Genomic DNA, 17,351 nt, shown 5'->3' on the forward strand with positions numbered 1-17,351 from the left:
CTAATTTTTCGGTAAGCAGCTTTGATATCTTTCTCGGAAGCATCCGGACTAACTCCCATGATTTTATAATAGTCTTTATCCATTTTTTATACCCCATTATGTAGGTCTTGTGACATTCTATTGTCTTGACCAAAAAGTTTTGATTTTTTGCGATCCGTTGTTCATCTATGCCTGTATATCTCACTTCGGTGCTCGAAAATCAAAGCATTTTCAATGCAATAGCGAAATGTCAAAAGACTTGACGCCTAAATTCACTTTACTTCCCCAGAACTGCTAAGGCATGCCTAGCCATCATTTTTTCTTCGTTTGTAGGAATAACCAATGCAGAAAAAGGGGGCAAGCATTGTATCCTGTTTAAAATATTTGTTCTGATTAGTTCTGAATTTTCACCGATTCCACCTGTGAAAACAATACCATCGACTCCACCTAAAGAAATAGCCATCATCCCGATAAATTGCGCCGTTTTAAGGCAAAAATATTCCAGCGCAAATTGTGCTTTTTTATCAGTGCTGGCTTGTAATTCTTCCACATTATTGGTTAATCCAGATAAACCCAGCAGGCCAGATTCATTGTAAAGTATTTCTTCCAATTGATGAGGTGAAAAATTCAATTCTCTTATCATGTAAATGATGGCTCCTGGATCCAGATTTCCACATCGGGTTCCCATTGGTAAGCCATCGAGTGCCGTTAAACTCATGGTGGTATCAATGCTGACGCCTTTATACATAGCGCATAAACTGGCTCCATTTCCCAAATGGGCGGCGATAATTCGACCGCGGGCCAAGTGGGGATAGTCCTTTTTGAGAACGTGAGATATCCACTCGTAGGAGAGACCATGAAACCCATAGCGTCGAACCCCTTGTTGTCTTAAATATTCTGGCAGTGCACAAGTGGTGAATAGTGGAGTATGCTGTGCATGAAAAGCAGTATCAAAGCAGGCTATTTGAGGAATATTCGGCTTGATTCGTCTAATAATTTTTATGGCAGCTAAATTATGAGGTTGATGTAAGGGGGCTAGAGAGTTAAACGTTTCTAGCTGATTTATTATTTGAGGCGTAATTAAGACGCTCTCGGTAAAGAGCTCGCCTCCATGAACAATGCGATGGGCGACGGCTTTAATTTCCCAATTTTGTTGCTGTTCACCAATCCAATCAAGAATAATTTGAAGAGCTTGTTCGTGGGAAATTTCTTCTCCCAGAGTTCTTGATATCTCCTGTTCTGTCAAGGCGGCATTGATTGCAGTAAAGGATGGTGTTCCTTCTATGTTAGCGATCTTACCATTGGCAAGAAGCTCAAGTTTTTCTGTGTTTGAGAATACCTGAAATTTAACACTGGAAGAACCTGCATTAATAATGAGTAAAGCTTCTTTCATTTGATTTTACCTGCTTTACGGGCTGCAGATATTTTAGTAGCCACAGCACAAGATAATAAACGTGTTCTTAATGAATCCGCTCGGCTGGCCAGGATAATAGGTACTCTTGCACCAAGAACAATTCCAGCAGCATCAGCATGTCCAAGAAAAGTGAGCTGTTTGGCCAGCATATTTCCTGATTCAATTTCAGGTACTAGTAAAATATCAGCATCGCCTGCTACAGGCGAAATAATGTTCTTTTCCTTTGTTGCTTGTTTATTGATTGCATTGTCAAATGCCAAGGGGCCATCCAATATGCCATCAACAATTTGACCGCGGTCTGCCATTTTACACAGAACGGCAGCATCTACTGTCGCTTGCATTTTAGGATTTACCATCTCAATTGCTGCGAGGATGGCCACTTTAGGTTTTGTGTCTTCACCGTACAAAATACGCCATAAGTTGATTGCATTCTGACAAATGTCTGCTTTATCAGCTGCGTTAGGCGCTATATTGATAGCAGCATCTGTAATTATTATTGGTTTATGATAAGTGGGTACGTCCATGACATAAGCATGACTAATGCGGTATTTGGTTCTTAAACCTGAGGTGGCGGGTACGACTGCTGACATCAGTTCGTCAGTATGGAGTGCGCCTTTCATAATGGCATCGACTTTCCCTAAAGCGGCTAATTCTACTGCCTTAAAGGCAGCTGCATTGCTGTGTTCAGTATCAATGGTTTCCCAATCGGATAAATCAATTTCAGCTTCTTGTGCTGCACATTTGATTTTTTCTATTGGACCTATTAAAACTGGAGTAATTAAACCAGCGTTCACTGAATCACGAATAGCCTCCAGTACATTGACTGTCACTGGATGGACAATTGCTGTTTTTATGGGCGATAAATCACGGCAAGCTTCGATCACTTTATTAAAGTGATCGTTATGGTGAATTTCTACCAAAGGCAAAGCCTTCCGTGGTACCTTCATTTTTTTAATGGGGGCAATGACTTTTGCAAGGCCTTTGATTACGGGGTCTCCTTTTTGATTCACACCTATACAATCAAAATAAACAATATGCTTTTTTGGAAGTTTGTTGCGTACAACGATAGTGATAGTGACATTGTCATCGACGCGAACAGGGCTTATGAATTTTATGTCTTGTTCCAGATAAATGGTTCCAGGTCCAGGGAGTGTTGTACCCAATAGAGTTGAAATCAGTGCTCCAGCCCACATTCCATGCCCAACAACCCCATGAAATACATCACTCTTGGCAAATTGAGGGTCCACATGGGCGGGGTTAACATCACCTGACATAGCAGCAAATAAATTAATATCATCTTGAGTTAATGTGCGATTTAAACTGGCCTGACGGCCTATAGTCAGTTCTTCAAATGTGACATTTTCAAGAAATTCATGATTCATTAGTTATTACCTTATTTTTGTAATACATAGGTTCCAGGAGCATCAGGTAAGTTTTTATCGAGTAACGGAGGAGCTATTAGTCTTTTAGAGGAATGTTTTACTAACCAGTCATGCCATGCAATCCACCATGAGCCCTTTTTTAATTCTGCCTTTTTTACCCAGTTTGTTGGATCAAGATAAGTTGAATCCAGTTTTCTTTCTCTTATACGGTAATATCGCCCCTCATGTCCGGGTTCACTTACTATTCCAGCGTTATGTCCTCCATTAGTCAAAACAAAGGTGATATCAGAATTAATTAGTAAATGGGTTTTGTAAACTGATTTCCAGGGGGCTACGTGATCTTTTTCCGTACTTACAACAAAAGAGGGTAATCGAATATTTTCTCCTACAACGGGTTTATCCTCCAAGGTAAACCGACCTTCTGCAAAATCATTATTAAGGAACAATCTTTCCAGATACTCGCTATGCATTTTATAGGGCATCCGGGTTGCATCCGCATTCCAGGCAAGCAAAGGTATCATACCTCTTTGGGTTCCATGCATGTAATCTTGAACCATTTTAGACCAAATCAAATCATAGGAGCGGAGCATTTGAAAAGTTCCAGACATTTGTTTTGTATCTAAGTACCCTTGTTCCCACATCATGCTTTTTAGGAAGGAAACTTCACTTTTAGTAATGAAGAGCAATAACTCTCCAGCATCGATAAAATCACCTTGGGCAGCAAGCAAAGATAGGGTTTTAAGACGGTGATCGCGATCATGAGCCATTGCGGCGGCAGTGAGCATAGCCAGGGTACCGCCAAGACAATACCCCATTAAATGAATTTTAGTGTGCGGGATCGTAGCGCTTACAGTATCTATAGCGGCCATAGCACCTAATCTATAATAATCATCCAAACCAAGATTTCTATCTTCTTTGCTTGGGTTAAGCCAAGATACGATAAACACGGTATGTCCTTGCTTTGTGAGCCAGTTAACTAAAGAGTTTTCTGGCAGAAGATCCAAGATATAATATTTCATAATCCAGGCAGGGAAAATTAAAACAGGCTCTTTGTATACTTTTTCTGTTTGCGGGGCGTATTGAATCAGTTCAATTAAATGATTTTTAAAAATGACCTTTCCTTTGGTTACAGCCACTTGTTTCCCAGGGACAAAATTTTCAACTCCCGCGGGAGGAGAGCCTGTTATTTTTTCAATAAAATCCTGAATAGCCAGTTCTGTTCCACGAATCAAATTTTGCCCATTAGAGCGTATAGTTTCTTGGAATAAATCGGGATTGGTTAAAACAAAATTGGATGGGGACAACGCATCAAGAATTTGTCTTGTGGAAAAAGTTACCGTTCTTTTTACATGAAGCGGCAAACCTGGAACTTTACTAGAGGCTTGTAAACACCAATCTTCAAATTGTAGAAATTGTTCTGCCCAAAGTCGCCAAGGATAATAACTCCAGTTGACTGTATGGAACCGTACGTCTTGTCCATCCCTGGGTTTTTCATATTTGAAAAGATTAGAAATATAATCATTAGCATGAAGCAGTGGATACCATGCTAATCTTAACATAGAGCCAGGCGATTGAAGCAGCTGAGCTAACCATGAATAATAGGCTGTACCAAGTGCTGCTGGACTCACACCAGCTGTTAGTTTTCCTAAATTGGCTTGATAAAATTTATCAATAAACCTAAAAATAGGATCCGATTGCTCAGGAGTAAGTTTTAGCTCTATTGGATTGGCATACCCTTCTTCCGTGGATTCAGGTATTAGATTTTTCTTAGAACTCTTTTCATTGGTTTCTTTCATACCTTACTTCCTGTAGGTGTCTGATTTATAAAAAATAGTATAGCAATATTCAAGAAACTGGAAATGTTAGTTTATGTATTTTGCTCTGGAGCTAATCACCTTATTATAGAAAAAAGAGGAGTTGTGTTATCATCGGATTTTTTGATATTTTGTATCAATAAATCCACTCTATCTTCTTGGAGATTGTGATGCTAAAGTACTTACTAAGTGCCCTTATTTCTGTATTTCTTGTTTTAGTATCGGGTTGTCAGACCCATACTACGGCTGGCAGTGGCCTATTTAGTCCAACGTATCCTTCAGGAATGACTTTGGCGCAGTCTGTGCAAGAGGCACTAATACAAAGTAATGATCCGGTAATTGCTCAAGTTCGTGTTGAAACAAATCAAAATACAGTAATATTAAGCGGTTATGTTAAAAAAATTCGCCAAAGTGACATAGCCGAGCAAATTGCCCGGAATGTTCAAGGTGTTCAGATGGTTCAGAACAACATCATTGTTCGTCCATAAATGTTTCTATAATCTGAAATGCCTGTTTGCATCGATTCTTCTTTCCCTTAATCTCCCCTCTAGGTGAAGGAGTAAGGTAAGTTGATGAAACAGGCTATATCATTATTATCATTCTTTCTTTTCTTTTTTGCCGCAACAAGAACAGCAACTAAAGCAGTTATAAAGCCAAGCTATAAGAAAACCTGATATAAAGCCGTCAATAAAACCAATGATACCTCCAATTACACTGCCTATTATAGAAGGTTCATAGCCAAGATATAAAGTAGCAACGGCTTCAACAAAGGGTCTGCCATAGGCAAAGAAATACGCTATTATTCCCATTATCAATAAAGATAAGCCCCAAAGAACTCCTAATGAAAGACCTAATCCGACAGGGCTAATTTTGCACCCACTCATGGCAATCTCCTTATTTGAATTATATGTATAATTATACATCAATTTGTTTGAATTAATTTATTATTAATAATTCTTAATGGATTAAAAGGGCTACACATGAAATTATGTAAATTTTTTGATAATAATTTGAGCTATCTAGATAAAAGATACCTTATACTTTGATTGTATATGTTGAGCTATTTAAAAATAATTTGTAAAGACATCCGATTATTCGTTAGATTAACTGAATGGCACACAAGTAAGAGAATATTATGAAATTGTCCTTTTTAGGTGCAACTGGAACGGTTACTGGTTCTAAATATCTAGTGGAGTCGAGCAATAAAAAGATTCTGGTAGATTGTGGACTTTTTCAAGGGTTAAAGGAATTAAGATTGAGGAATTGGTCACCTTTACCTATATCCCCGGCTTCAATAGATGCTGTTGTTTTAACTCATGCTCATATTGACCACAGTGGGTATTTGCCATTGCTGGTGAAACAGGGCTTTAAGGGAAAGATCTATGCAACAGCAGCGACAATAGACTTATGTTCTATTTTGCTGCCAGATAGCGGTTTTTTACATGAGGAAGATGCAAAAAGAGCCAATAAATATGGGTATAGTAAACATCATCCCGCTTTGCCTTTATATACCCAGGAGGACGCTAACAATTCTTTAAAACAATTTGAATCAGTAGAATACGATACCCCATATTTATTAATGGATGATTTCGAGATCAGCTGGCATAGGGCAGGACATATATTAGGATCATCATTTATTCAGTTCCAATCAAAGCAAATGAAAATATTATTTAGCGGAGATATTGGACGGTTAAAAGACCCAGTAATGAAACCATCTGAAATAATGAAATCTACTGATTATTTAATTATTGAATCAACCTATGGTAATCGTTTGCATGAAAAAACAGATCCTTTGGAATTTATAGCGAGGGTGGTGAATACCACCTTTAAACGAGGAGGAACTTTATTAATCCCTGCATTCGCAGTAGGTAGGGCGCAAACCATGTTGTATTACCTCTACGTTTTAAAACAAAAAAAATTAATTCCTGATATCCCCGTTTATCTTGATAGTCCTATGGCCATTGACGCGACAGAGCTGCTATTAAAATATTCCGACGATCACCGTTTGAGCAAGGAAGAATGTCAGGCTGTTTGTGGTGTAGCCACTTATGTTCATACGCCTGATGAATCAATGGTTATTGACTGGGAGCATGAACCTAAAATCATTATTTCAGCAAGTGGTATGATGACGGGGGGCAGAATTTTGCATCATTTAAAAGTGTATGCTCCCGATCCTGCAAGTACTATTCTTTTAACTGGATTTCAAGCAGCTGGCACAAGAGGGGAAAAAATGTTAAATCATGAACCGACGGTTAAAATTCATGGAGGCGATTACCCAGTTAAAGCTCAGATAGAAATGTTAAGCAATACTTCAGCTCACGCCGACTATGAGGAAATATTGACTTGGCTCAAACATTTTACAAACCCCCCAAAAGAGGTTTTCATCACACATGGTGAGCCTCAAGGAGCATTGGGATTAAAAGGTCATATTGAAGCGGAATTAGGTTGGTCCTGCAAGATACCTAACTACCTTGAGAAGATCAATTTAAGCTAGAGCAGTGATATTAACTTAGGGATTTGAAAAAAAATTGTCCCCATGGGCCAGCTTGACTTTTTTGAATATTAGTTCCTAAAATGTCATAGGCAAATTGTAGGTGTTTGCCTTATTAAACTATTTTAATTTACTTTGAAAAAGGAATTGTGATGAATAAATTAAAACTAACTGGCGCTGCCCTTGCTGTTGGAGCTGCTTCCATGTTTGCTATGGCTCCTGTTTTTGCCGATAACACCACAACAGCTACAACAGCTACAACGGTTCACTGTAAAGGTGTTAACTCTTGTAAAGGTCAAAGCACTTGTAAAACAGCTGATAATGCGTGCAAAGGCCAAAATTCTTGCAAAGGTAAAGGTATCGTTGAATTGTCTAAAGAAGATTGCGAAAAACAAGGCGGCACTGTTGTTGAATAATAGAAATCAACATCGCTTTATCTACCAGGCATGTTGAGCGTGCCTGGTTTTTATCACTTTTTAGGTCTAATATGGAAGTTTCCCGAAATAAATTCACTCAAAAATTACCTTATTTGGGCTTTGGTTTGGGGTTACGCCCCAACTATTACGAAGAAATCCTAATAAGAAAGCCTGATTTGGATTGGTTTGAAATATTAACTGAAAATTACTTAATTCCCGGAGGAAAACCTCTTTATTACCTGGAAAGAATTCGTGAGCATTATCCTGTTGTGATGCATGGCGTTTCTCTTTCGTTAGGAAGCACTGATCCTTTGGACTGGGATTACCTAAAAGAAGTAAAAGAGTTAGCCTATCGCATTGAGCCAGCTTGGATTTCTGATCATTTGTGCTGGACTGGTGTTCATGGGTTAAATATTCATGATTTGTTGCCGGTTCCCTATACTGAAGAAGCAATTAAACATATAGTATCCCGTATTCATCAGATACAAGATTTTTTAAACCGCCCTCTTTTGATTGAAAATGTATCGAGTTATCTTACTTATAAACAATCGGAAATGTCGGAATGGGATTTTATTCTGGAGATAGTAAAACAGTCTGATTGTTATTTATTGTTGGATGTGAACAATGTTTATGTGAGTTCCTTTAATCATGACTTTAATCCAATGGACTATATCAATTCTATGCCAGCTGGCAGAGTTGCGCAAATCCATTTGGCAGGCCACACCAATCATGGTAACTACATCATAGATACTCATGATGCCCCTATCATTGAGCCAGTTTGGACTCTTTATGAGGAGACGATACAAAGGCTCGGCCCAGTGTCTACTATGATTGAGCGTGACGACAACATGCCAGAGTTTGATGAACTTTTAGCAGAAGTGAATCATGCAAGACATCTTGCTACGCAAGCATTGAAAGAAAGGGTGGCAGTATGAGCACTCTCTTAACTCTGCAAAAACAATTTCAGGAATTTATATACTCAGGGCAATCTAGTATTAAAGAATCTATTGTCCAAACGGAGTTGGTTCCCTCTGAAACTCGTTTGGGCATTTATAAAGACAGTTATCGATTGAGATTGATTGAATGTTTGGCTGCAAATTATCCGACTTTACATGCTTATTTAGGGACAGAAGAATTTGAAAAATTAAGTACCGGTTATATCGCTGCCTATCCATCGTCTTATCGTTCAATCCGATGGTATGGTGATCTCTTACCTGAATTTATAAAAAATTATTATAGCAAGTCCTGTTATTATTTGTACGAGCTCGCTGAATTGGAATGGAAAATGACTTTGGCCTTCGATGCAGCCGATGATTCGGTGGTTAAAGTAGAAGATATGGCATATATTCCTCCTGAATCTTGGCCTAATATGCAGTTTGTTCTTCATCCTTCAGTACATAGGCTTAATTTTTATTGGAATGTTTTTCCATTATGGCAAACTTTAACCAATAATCAGGATATTCCAGAATTGAATGATAGTCCTATTGCTACTGCTTGGGTATTATGGCGAGGAAAGGATTATATTATCCAATATTACAGTTTATCGGAAGAAGAAGCCTGGGCTTTAGATGCCATGATCCAAGGTATGTCTTTTGGAGCTCTTTGCGAGGGATTGTGCCAATGGATTCCGGAGGAAGAAGTAGGGATGAAAGCCGCGTCTTATTTAAAAAACTGGATCCAAAATGGATTATTGTCTCAATGTAATACAAATTGCATTTAATAAATTTATCTTGATAGATTGACATAAGGATATGCCATGTTAAATCCTAGAGAGGTCCGTACCATAGAGGATGCGAAACGGATTGTAGAAGAAAGGCAACTGACTCATGTTAAGGTTGGTCTTTTTGACATCGATGGTGTGATGCTTGGTAAGTATATGAGCCGTGCCAAGTTTTTTTCAGCATTGGAACATGGCTTCGCTTTCTGTAATGTGATCTTAGGGTGGGACTCAAAAGACAAGCTTTACGACAATGTAAAATATACGGGTTGGCATACTGGCTATCCTGATGCCTCAGTTCGCATTCTCCCTTCTACCTGTCGAGAGATAGCATTTGAAGAGAATCAGCTGTTGTTTATGGCCGAATTTTCACAATCAGCCGAAGCAATTTGCCCCCGTGGAATTTTACGTCAAATCATCAATAAAGCTGCTGGTATGGGGTATGATGTTTATGCAGCATTAGAATATGAGTTTTTTGTTTTTGATGAAACTCCCGCTAGTGTTCGTGCTAAAGGGTTTCGCAATTTGAAGCCTATTACCCCTGATAATTTTGGTTATTCGATTATTCGTAATACAGTACATGCCGAGTTTTACCATCAAATTCTAGATATGGCAGAAAGGATGGATTTTCCGATTGAAGGATTACATACTGAAACAGGTCCAGGAGTGATAGAAGCAGCAATAGCAGTGGATAATGCTGAAGCAGCAGGAGATAAAGCGGCATTATTTAAAACCTTTATGAAGATTCTTGCCCAGCGTAACAATAAGATGGCAACATTTATGGCCAAGTGGTCAGAAAACTATCCCGGTCAAAGCGGGCATATCCATCTTTCTCTGAGAGAGAGGGATGGAGGCAGGTCTGCCTTTTATGACTCGGACAAACTATATAATATGAGTAAAATTCAGCGGCATTTTTTAGCTGGGCAACAAAGGCTAATGCCTGAATTGTTAGCTATGCTATCGCCAACCGTGAATAGCTACTCAAGATTAGTTCCAGGTTATTGGGCACCAACACAGGCTACTTGGGGGGTTGAAAATCGCACTACTGCTTTGCGAGTTATTCCTGGTAATGATAAGTCACAGCGTATTGAATATCGCCTGGGTTCTGCTGATGCCAACCCCTACCTGGCTTTGGCAGCAGCAATAGGATCCGGATTATATGGCATTGAGAATGAGCTGGAACCCGAGGTAGAAGTGAAAGGGAATTCTTATGACCAGAGCCATAGTCCTGAATTGTCATTACCATGTACTTTATGGGATTCCGCACAAAAATTGAGGCATTCTGCGGCTGCTCATGAATTATTTGGCAGAGATTTTGTTGAGCATTTTGCAGCTTCAAGAGAGTGGGAAGAACGAGAGTTTAGGAAACATATTACAGATTGGGAACTGGATCGGTATTTTGAAATTATTTAACCTTGAATCTTTCTTCCGATGACAAACTATCGCACAGTAAAGCGCCGTAAGTTGAGGTTAGCCTAGCTTATATGAGTAGCTTGAGGACAGTCTCTTAATGGGGGCGAGTGGGTTCGTAAGAGAGAAGCGGTGTAAAAAATTTATGGATTGGGAATGATTACTACCTTAAAAACTTATTCTCCTATTGATAATTCTCTTTATGTTAAGCGAGAATACGCGAATCAAGAAGAGATAACAAATGCTTTAAGTAAAGCACAAGCAGCAAAAAAATTATGGTCCTTATCTTCTATAGCTGAACGCCAGGAGTATTGCTTGGCGGCAGTTAACGAGATAGTCAACAATAAAGCAGTTATAGCTGAAGAAATTTGTTGGCAAATGGGTAGACCTATCCGCTACGCGCAAGGTGAAATTAACGGATTTGAAGAAAGAGCAAGATATATGATAGCAGAGGCTGAATCTTCTTTGGCTTCTATCGAATTATCTGAAAAAGAAGGATTCGTAAGGTATATCAAACGTGAGCCTTTGGGAGCTGTTTTTGTTATTGCTCCCTGGAATTACCCTTTCCTTACAGCGGTTAACACCATTATTCCTGCTCTTATGGCAGGTAATGTTGTGATTTTGAAACATTCTGCTCAAACACCTTTAGTGGCTGAGCGTTTTGATGAGGCATTCAGAAAAGCTCATCTACCTGGAGGGGTCTTTCAATATCTGCATTTGACTCATGTGGATACAGAACGAGTCATTCAATCATCAGTCATTAATGCGGTTGCTTTTACTGGCTCAGTTTTGGGTGGAGAAATGGTAGAACGAGCTGCTGCAGGACGTTTTATTAATATTGGTTTGGAATTAGGAGGGAAAGACCCTGCGTATGTCCGAGCGGATGCTGACTTGGATTATGCTGTGGAAACGGCTATAGATGGAGCGTTTTTTAATTCCGGCCAATCATGCTGTGGGATAGAAAGAATTTATGTGCATAAAGACGTCTATGAAGAATTTGTAAATAAAGCTATTAACCTAGCTAAACAATATAAATTAGGCAGACCTGATGATCCTGAAACAACGTTAGGTCCTTTGGTTCGGGCTGACTCCGCTGATTTTGTCAGGACACAAGTTAAAGAGGCAATAGCTCAAGGAGCAGTGGCACATATTAATACTCAAGATTTTGAAATGGACAGGCCAGGAACTCCTTATATGGCACCGCAAATATTAACAAATGTTAACCATCATATGCGAATTATGACAGAGGAAACCTTTGGGCCTGTCGTAGGTATTATGCCGGTTGAAAATGATGAAGAAGCAATTAAATGGATGAATGATAGTGATTATGGTTTGACTGCAACAGTGTTTACTAAGGACATCGATCAAGGGGTCGCCATTGGTGAGCAATTGCAAACGGGTACTTTCTTTATTAATCGTTGTGATTATCTGGATCCTGCTTTGGCCTGGACAGGGATAAAAAAATCAGGGAGAGGCTGTAGTTTGTCCGCTTTAGGTTATGATTATTTAACGCGTCCCAAATCGTTTCATATAAAAACTAAAATTTAAGAGCAATGGGCTTTAAAGCTGGGCGATTCTCTATGTTATTCGATACCAGTCTATCAGTCTATGCTGAATATATAAATCAGTGTAGGAAATCCCTGCACTAAGTTACAATTACTCTTTTCAGTTTAAAGGGATATCACTGATGATAAAACAATCTTTAATTGCCAATTGGAACTACCCTACTCGAATCAGAGTTGGGGCTGGGCGTGTGAATGAATTGGCCGAAGTGTGTCATGAGTTAGGGATGACTGCTCCTTTGCTGGTGACTGATCCTGGCTTGGCAGGATCTTTAATGGTTGGTCAAATTATACAGGACTGCCAATCTGATGGTTTGCAAATAGGCTTATTTTGTCAAATTAAAACAAATCCTACTGGCGAAAATGTGATGGATGGTGTCCATGCTTTCAAAGTGGGTCAACATGACGGGGTGATCGCTTTTGGGGGTGGATCTGCTTTGGACGCGGCTAAGGCCATCGCTTTAATGGTAGGGCAAGAACGATCATTATGGGATTTTGAAGACGTAGGCGATAATTGGACCAGGGTGAATGTTTCCACTATGGCTTCCGTTATTGCCATTCCAACCACAGCAGGAACTGGTTCTGAAGTGGGGCGTGCTTCGGTGATTACTGATACCCAAAAACAAGTTAAAAAAATTATTTTCCATCCTAATATGTTACCGCGAATGGTCATTTTGGATCCTGAATTAACAATTGGGCTTCCTGCGTCTCTTACTGCAGCTACTGGGATGGATGCTCTTTCGCATTGCCTGGAAGCTTTTTGTGCTACTTATTATCATCCTATGGCAGAAAGTATTGCTTTAGAAGGAATGAGATTAATCAAAGATAACTTAATAAAAGCTTATAAGGACGGTAGTGATTTGGAAGCCAGAACAAATATGTTAGTAGCTTCAGCAATGGGAGCCACCGCTTTTCAGCGTGGTTTAGGAGGTATGCATGCTTTAGCTCATCCACTAGGTGCTATATATGATGTTCATCATGGTCGCCTTAATGCTATTTTGATGCCTTATGTTTTGTCAGCTAATCGCAGCGAAATTGAGAGTAAAATTGAGCGTTTAGCTAATTATTTATCAATACCCAATGGATTTGATGGCTTTGGGGATTGGATAGAGCAAATGAGGTTGGAATTAGGAATTGAAAATACCCTAAATCAATTAGGTATCGATCACTCTCAGATAGATAGGCTTGCAAAAATGGCTACTGAGGATGCTGCAGCAGTATCCAACCCCATTCTTTTTACTCAGGATCAATATAAAAATATTTTGAGGAAAGCTATCGGTGAGTAATAATTTGAACGAGAGTGAAACTATATAAAATAGCAACTAGTTAATTCAAAATAATCCAGCTCGATACAACCAAAGCCTCAGGTTTGGCTTGTATCGAACTGAAGTTAATGCAGGTGAGTTAAATGAATCTTGGTATTTTGCTTTGTGATAAAGTGAGTGAGGTTTTTGTTGAGAATCATGGTCAATATCCTGTGATGTTTGCAAATCTTTTACTACCAGTTGATCCAACGCTCGAATTTACTGTATTTGATGTAGAGCATGGGGACTTGCCAACAGATATGCACGATGTAGACGCGTATTTGATCTCAGGAAGCAGGCATGGGGTCAATGATAATTTTCCTTGGATAACCCGGCTTGAAGATTTTGTTCGTACTTTGCATATTGCTCAAAAGAAATTGATTGGTATTTGTTTTGGACATCAATTAATTGCTAAAGCCTTAGGTGGAAAAGTAGTTAAATCTCCTAAAGGGTGGGGAGTAGGTATGTCACAAAATCAAATTTTTCAATTGAAAGAATGGATGAATCCTTCTCTCAACGAGTTTAATTTGTTAGTTAGTCACCAAGATCAGGTTGTTGAATTACCCAAGGGGGCAGAAATTTTAGCTGGCAGTGATTTTTGTCCAAATTATATGATGCAAATTGGCTCTTTTTTTAGTGTACAAGGACATCCTGAGTTTACTAAATCTTACTCCCGAGATTTGATGATTAGTCGTGAAGACAATGTGAGTGAAGCTGAGTTTGCGAAGGGAATCAAATCTCTTGAATTACATGGGGATGATACAATTATCGCGCAATGGATAATTAATTTTTTAAAAGGAGCGTAACAATAAGAACACGCTCATTTATTGAGTTAATAGTAACTCTCAGGTATACCATACTTATCTCCCCTCTCCATCGCGCGCGTAGGGGATAGGATTGAGGAGAAGGGGTTCGATTGAGTATATAACAATCTCAAAGTATAATATGCTAGCATCTTTTACCCAAAGACCAGAATTACTGAGGAGTAGTAATGACGAAGACAATTAAAGCTACTGGAGATGGAATTTGCCTGTTTCATGCGGAAAAAATACTGGATAATCCAGGTATTGCTCACTCAATTCCATCAACGCCTCCTAATGGTCCGTCTCATCTGCCAGTCGATGAAGAAATGGTTTCCCATGATTCAAAAGAAAAAGAAGAAGGGGTTAAAGTAAAAAATAGCAATATTTCTCCCATGAAATCAATTGTTACTGAAGATCAAAAGAAATTGGAGCATTTAAAACAAATTGTTGCGAATGCTACTCTTTCATACACAACCTATAGTGAAGGAATTTGGTTTTCGTTCTTTCATCGTCATGGTAAAACTGGACAAATTCGAGCTAACAATTTTAATGAAGCTTTTTCTAAGATATCAGATTACAACGAGGCTAAAGAAACCTTGGTTCAGTATCTGAATGATGGCAGAAATGGCAATACATATCCTCACTCTTTCAGAACGATGTTATTGTTTGAATTACAAGGAAATCATGAAAAGAAAAAGGACTTACAGTATCTTTCCAAACAGTTTACTTCTGCATTAAATATACTGGCTTCTTTTCTGGATGCTCCCTTATTTGCGAATAAATATGGGAAGTAGCGAAACAATTTACTGATTACCGTCATCAGTGATTTTATTTTTAACAGGGGAGGTTGTTTTTCTGCTAATTAATGTGATGACTGGGGGCATGAGTGAAATACCAATGACCCCGTAGATAACTAATGAGAAATTCTCTTTGATTAATGGAATAGAACCTAAAAAATACCCCAGACCTAGAAGACTACCAATCCAAAGTAAAGCACTCAGTAAATTGAATAGTGTGAAATGTAACGACTGCATAGCGCCAATTCCAGCAATAAATGGTGCGAAAGTACGGACTATAGGAATAAAGCGAGCGAATACTATTGTTTTCCCTCCATGCTTTTCATAAAAAGCATGCGTATCGTACAAATGCTTTGGATTAAGTAGCCATGAGCGTTTGACGCCAAAGATGCGGGGGCCAGCTAATCTGCCAATAATAAAATTAATTTGATTACCCAGTATGGAAGCAATGAAAAGCAGGATAAATAACAGGATGATATTAATAGGATTTCCAGGTTGTGCTGCGATGCTTCCTGCTGCAAATAGCAAGGAATCACCTGGTAAAAAAGGGGTAACAATTAGGCCCGTTTCACAAAAGATCACAGCAAATAAAGCTAGATAGGTCCAAAAGCCGTATGTTGATACAAACGCATTCAAATAAACATCAATATGGAGAAGGTAATCAATATAGTGGGCCAGATTTTGCATTCTTTTCCTTTTGTAAAGGAGAGTTAAGTCCCACAGGCCTGCCCTAAGGAACTTCATCTATTTTATATTTTAATTTTATCCTGTAAAACCATTTTTTGCTTAGATTTCAATTGAAAATAGCTCTGTACAGTACATTTTTTTAAGATCGTCATTGCAAGTAGGGCAGCGACGAATCAATCTAGAGATCTGAATTGCTTCGCTATGTTTGTAAAGGCGCGAATCTTGAAAAATCGTACCGTACAAAGTAAAAATAGAGAAATTTCCTGGCAAACTATGGGCATTGGTAATACACTTTATATAAAATTAATTCATAAGCAAAGGAAGAGTAAGAGGGGGAGTTATGAGGAAATGGAATTCGTTTCTCTTGTTATTTTTTTTATCCTTATTCGTAAACCCTGTCAATGCAGTCACCTCTTTATTGACCAATTTTGCGCAATTGGTTAAAGCAGTAGAAGGAGGTGATGATGTGAAAGCAATTATTCGTTTGGATAGATGTCAAATCACAGATCCTGCTCTCCAAGGCCAATTGGCACAAAATTTAGACGGTGCTTCCACTCGTTTTAATTTTACGGAATATTTGCATTTTAGAACTAGGATTAATGATCAATTAAGAGAGGTAGTGACTACGGTTTCAAGTAAAATATTTGAACATACACCAGGAGTATTCTTGTCTGTTTCCAGTCGTTTGAATGTTTTTGAAGACAATACTGCGACTCTGCGAGTCAATTTTTATAATCCTATTCTTGGTTCAAGTGTTTTAATTATTGACTGGCTTTGCGATATCAGCAATGGTAATGATGAAAATGGTTTGTTTTTATATAACAGCCCTTAAATGCAAATCTAAGATTAAAATCTGATCGCCGTGTGCAGCAAGCTGGATAGCCTATCACGGAACAGTGATACCTGAACATCACAGTCCCGATGTTCGCATACTTAAGCTAGTCTTGTACAAATCCGCAAGACAAGTCAAAGTTGCTATGACAGCCACATAGAGGAGATCGCCATAGGGCTGTTATTGACTAAACGCGTTATAGTGACAGAGGCGACTGGACGATTAGCGGCTGGCTTAGATTATCTAGCGACTGCTTGAGGTCACGAGTTCTCTCTTCATCAATGGCCGATAGTGCTGTCAAATCAATATACGCCTCTCTCCCCCAGGACTTCGCCAACTGCAACCACCCGCCGCGCGATATTGCAAATGAAAAACCCAGCCCAGAATCTACCGAATAAGAACCGGGAGAAAACCACAGATCATTACCAAAAATTCCCCAGTTATAAAATGTGAGCTGCCGTTTTAGGTTATTCGGATTAGATGCCTTTAGCAAAGCGTTATTCCTAACTACATTATAAAAAGAGCGTTCAGGATGACAGTATTCTTGGGCAATATGCGCAGGGACTTCCCGCTGGGCGCGCCCGACTTCTTCTATCCAGATTTTATCAAGCATTTCCCAATCAGCCCCAGACTTATTCGGTTTCTTATTATACTCCTCCTCATAATGCTGTAATGCTTTTTTTAATGGCGTGAGGTCAAAATGGGCTTCCCAGTGGTCTAGGATCTGTCCCTGTTTATCTTGG

Annotated in this window: 17 protein-coding genes and 1 pseudogene; 11 read left to right on the plus strand and 7 right to left on the minus strand. The window is 39.0% G+C overall.

The window, feature by feature from the left end:
• The 4 genes from OK13_RS16080 to OK13_RS11215 form a co-directional block, all read right to left on the minus strand.
• The coding region (locus OK13_RS16080; RefSeq protein WP_152571686.1) for a DnaJ domain-containing protein at window positions 1–83 on the minus strand (83 nt) is incomplete at its 3' end.
• A 173-nt stretch (window positions 84–256) separates the two neighbouring features.
• Window positions 257–1,372, minus strand: coding sequence for an acetate/propionate family kinase (locus tag OK13_RS11205; protein WP_035890859.1), 1,116 nt, complete (start codon window positions 1,370–1,372; stop codon window positions 257–259).
• Window positions 1,369–2,775 carry a bifunctional enoyl-CoA hydratase/phosphate acetyltransferase gene (locus OK13_RS11210; protein ID WP_035890860.1) on the minus strand — a complete coding sequence of 469 codons (1,407 nt, stop codon included), beginning with the start codon at window positions 2,773–2,775 and terminating at the stop codon, window positions 1,369–1,371. The genes OK13_RS11205 and OK13_RS11210 overlap by 4 nt, the downstream gene beginning before the upstream one ends.
• A gap of 11 nt (window positions 2,776–2,786) precedes the next feature.
• The gene (locus OK13_RS11215) at window positions 2,787–4,571 is read right to left on the minus strand and encodes a PHA/PHB synthase family protein (RefSeq protein WP_035890862.1); all 1,785 of its coding nucleotides are present in this window, start codon (window positions 4,569–4,571) and stop codon (window positions 2,787–2,789) included.
• Between the two features lie 188 nt (window positions 4,572–4,759).
• Between OK13_RS11215 and OK13_RS11220 the strand changes: the two genes are divergently transcribed.
• The gene (locus OK13_RS11220) at window positions 4,760–5,077 is read left to right on the plus strand and encodes a BON domain-containing protein (protein WP_035890863.1); all 318 of its coding nucleotides are present in this window, start codon (window positions 4,760–4,762) and stop codon (window positions 5,075–5,077) included.
• A gap of 108 nt (window positions 5,078–5,185) precedes the next feature.
• Here the strand turns inward: OK13_RS11220 and OK13_RS11225 are convergent, their stop codons facing one another.
• Complete coding sequence (locus tag OK13_RS11225) at window positions 5,186–5,473, minus strand: bacteriophage holin (protein ID WP_035890864.1); 288 nt, start codon at window positions 5,471–5,473, stop codon at window positions 5,186–5,188.
• A gap of 251 nt (window positions 5,474–5,724) precedes the next feature.
• Here OK13_RS11225 and OK13_RS11230 point away from each other — a divergent pair, with 251 nt between their 5' ends.
• The 9 genes from OK13_RS11230 (at window position 5,725) to OK13_RS11270 (ending at window position 15,086) form a co-directional block, all read left to right on the plus strand.
• Window positions 5,725–7,083 (plus strand): MBL fold metallo-hydrolase RNA specificity domain-containing protein, encoded by a 1,359-nt coding sequence (locus tag OK13_RS11230; RefSeq protein WP_035890865.1) that lies wholly within the window; start codon window positions 5,725–5,727, stop codon window positions 7,081–7,083.
• Between the two features lie 149 nt (window positions 7,084–7,232).
• Window positions 7,233–7,496, plus strand: a complete 264-nt coding sequence (gene bufA2 / locus OK13_RS11235) for a BufA2 family periplasmic bufferin-type metallophore (protein ID WP_035890867.1) — start codon at window positions 7,233–7,235, stop codon at window positions 7,494–7,496.
• Between the two features lie 71 nt (window positions 7,497–7,567).
• Window positions 7,568–8,431, plus strand: coding sequence for an MNIO family bufferin maturase (bufB, locus tag OK13_RS11240; RefSeq protein WP_035890869.1), 864 nt, complete (start codon window positions 7,568–7,570; stop codon window positions 8,429–8,431).
• Window positions 8,428–9,216, plus strand: coding sequence for an HvfC/BufC N-terminal domain-containing protein (locus tag OK13_RS11245; protein WP_035890871.1), 789 nt, complete (start codon window positions 8,428–8,430; stop codon window positions 9,214–9,216). The genes bufB and OK13_RS11245 overlap by 4 nt, the downstream gene beginning before the upstream one ends.
• Window positions 9,217–9,252: 36 nt before the next feature.
• Window positions 9,253–10,626, plus strand: a complete 1,374-nt coding sequence (locus OK13_RS11250; RefSeq protein ID WP_035890873.1) for a glutamine synthetase family protein — start codon at window positions 9,253–9,255, stop codon at window positions 10,624–10,626.
• 153 nt (window positions 10,627–10,779) lie between these two features.
• Window positions 10,780–12,171 (plus strand): aldehyde dehydrogenase family protein, encoded by a 1,392-nt coding sequence (locus tag OK13_RS11255; RefSeq protein WP_035890875.1) that lies wholly within the window; start codon window positions 10,780–10,782, stop codon window positions 12,169–12,171.
• A 139-nt stretch (window positions 12,172–12,310) separates the two neighbouring features.
• Window positions 12,311–13,471 carry an iron-containing alcohol dehydrogenase gene (locus OK13_RS11260; RefSeq protein WP_035890876.1) on the plus strand — a complete coding sequence of 387 codons (1,161 nt, stop codon included), beginning with the start codon at window positions 12,311–12,313 and terminating at the stop codon, window positions 13,469–13,471.
• Window positions 13,472–13,593: 122 nt separating this feature from the next.
• Entirely contained in the window at window positions 13,594–14,295 is a 702-nt protein-coding gene (locus OK13_RS11265; protein WP_035890877.1) for a glutamine amidotransferase-related protein, read from the plus strand.
• Window positions 14,296–14,480: 185 nt separating this feature from the next.
• Window positions 14,481–15,086, plus strand: coding sequence for a hypothetical protein (locus tag OK13_RS11270; RefSeq protein ID WP_035890878.1), 606 nt, complete (start codon window positions 14,481–14,483; stop codon window positions 15,084–15,086).
• A gap of 9 nt (window positions 15,087–15,095) precedes the next feature.
• On the opposite strand, the gene OK13_RS11275 is transcribed toward OK13_RS11270, so the two are convergent.
• Complete coding sequence (locus OK13_RS11275; RefSeq protein WP_035890879.1) at window positions 15,096–15,776, minus strand: DedA family protein; 681 nt, start codon at window positions 15,774–15,776, stop codon at window positions 15,096–15,098.
• A 340-nt stretch (window positions 15,777–16,116) separates the two neighbouring features.
• Between OK13_RS11275 and OK13_RS11280 the strand changes: the two genes are divergently transcribed.
• Complete coding sequence (locus OK13_RS11280) at window positions 16,117–16,608, plus strand: hypothetical protein (protein ID WP_035890880.1); 492 nt, start codon at window positions 16,117–16,119, stop codon at window positions 16,606–16,608.
• A gap of 196 nt (window positions 16,609–16,804) precedes the next feature.
• On the opposite strand, the pseudogene OK13_RS14605 reads toward OK13_RS11280, so the two are convergent.
• Window positions 16,805–17,351 (minus strand): annotated as a pseudogene (locus tag OK13_RS14605) (hypothetical protein); the annotation flags it as partial.

Origin of the sequence: Legionella norrlandica (genome assembly GCF_000770585.1) — a bacterium.
In the GTDB taxonomy this organism is placed as follows: domain Bacteria; phylum Pseudomonadota; class Gammaproteobacteria; order Legionellales; family Legionellaceae; genus Legionella; species Legionella norrlandica.

Excerpts from the sequence above, each read along its gene's own strand:
- OK13_RS11205 (WP_035890859.1), bottom strand. The coding sequence starts at position 1,372 with ATGAAAGAAGCTTTACTCATTATTAATGCAGGTTCTTCCAGTGTTAAA.
- OK13_RS11210 (WP_035890860.1), bottom strand. The coding sequence starts at position 2,775 with ATGAATCATGAATTTCTTGAAAATGTCACATTTGAAGAACTGACTATA.
- OK13_RS11215 (WP_035890862.1), bottom strand. The coding sequence starts at position 4,571 with ATGAAAGAAACCAATGAAAAGAGTTCTAAGAAAAATCTAATACCTGAA.
- OK13_RS11220 (WP_035890863.1), top strand. The coding sequence starts at position 4,760 with ATGCTAAAGTACTTACTAAGTGCCCTTATTTCTGTATTTCTTGTTTTA.
- OK13_RS11225 (WP_035890864.1), bottom strand. The coding sequence starts at position 5,473 with ATGAGTGGGTGCAAAATTAGCCCTGTCGGATTAGGTCTTTCATTAGGA.
- OK13_RS11230 (WP_035890865.1), top strand. The coding sequence starts at position 5,725 with ATGAAATTGTCCTTTTTAGGTGCAACTGGAACGGTTACTGGTTCTAAA.
- bufA2 (WP_035890867.1), top strand. The coding sequence starts at position 7,233 with ATGAATAAATTAAAACTAACTGGCGCTGCCCTTGCTGTTGGAGCTGCT.
- bufB (WP_035890869.1), top strand. The coding sequence starts at position 7,568 with ATGGAAGTTTCCCGAAATAAATTCACTCAAAAATTACCTTATTTGGGC.
- OK13_RS11245 (WP_035890871.1), top strand. The coding sequence starts at position 8,428 with ATGAGCACTCTCTTAACTCTGCAAAAACAATTTCAGGAATTTATATAC.
- OK13_RS11250 (WP_035890873.1), top strand. The coding sequence starts at position 9,253 with ATGTTAAATCCTAGAGAGGTCCGTACCATAGAGGATGCGAAACGGATT.
- OK13_RS11255 (WP_035890875.1), top strand. The coding sequence starts at position 10,780 with ATGATTACTACCTTAAAAACTTATTCTCCTATTGATAATTCTCTTTAT.
- OK13_RS11260 (WP_035890876.1), top strand. The coding sequence starts at position 12,311 with ATGATAAAACAATCTTTAATTGCCAATTGGAACTACCCTACTCGAATC.
- OK13_RS11265 (WP_035890877.1), top strand. The coding sequence starts at position 13,594 with ATGAATCTTGGTATTTTGCTTTGTGATAAAGTGAGTGAGGTTTTTGTT.
- OK13_RS11270 (WP_035890878.1), top strand. The coding sequence starts at position 14,481 with ATGACGAAGACAATTAAAGCTACTGGAGATGGAATTTGCCTGTTTCAT.
- OK13_RS11275 (WP_035890879.1), bottom strand. The coding sequence starts at position 15,776 with ATGCAAAATCTGGCCCACTATATTGATTACCTTCTCCATATTGATGTT.
- OK13_RS11280 (WP_035890880.1), top strand. The coding sequence starts at position 16,117 with ATGAGGAAATGGAATTCGTTTCTCTTGTTATTTTTTTTATCCTTATTC.